The sequence below is a fragment of the Gilliamella sp. B2717 genome, assembly GCF_026536675.1.
GTDB lineage: Bacteria > Pseudomonadota > Gammaproteobacteria > Enterobacterales > Orbaceae > Gilliamella > Gilliamella apicola_I.
In genome coordinates, this window is sequence record NZ_JAFNNQ010000026.1 from 242 (window position 1) to 545 (window position 304).

The following is a 304-nucleotide window of genomic DNA, read 5'->3' on the forward strand; positions in this document are numbered from 1 at the left end:
ATGCAAGGTAATGGGCTCTTGATAGTCATGATTATAAGTTCGAAGCACCCCTTCGTAATGACTCACTTTTGGTTTGTAATGGGGCAATGCCACCGACAGATATATTTCGCGGCTTCTGGCTTTAACACCCATTGCTTGTATTCCTGCAAGGTCAGGACAATCTTTATTTTTATATATGACTTTATATTGGTCTTTATATTTGTCTTTAATTTTGTCAATAATGTTGACACCTTCTAAATATTGACGCATTTTTTTGACATAATAAATCTTCTCTTCTTCTAACTGAATAGCAACATTAGCACCA

At 35.2% G+C, this 304-nt stretch carries 1 protein-coding gene; it reads right to left on the minus strand.

Annotated elements, in window-relative coordinates; translation table 11 throughout:
* Positions 1 to 304, minus strand: a 304-nt coding sequence (locus J3U35_RS05195) for a hypothetical protein (RefSeq protein ID WP_267360000.1), incomplete at both ends; no start/stop codon positions are given.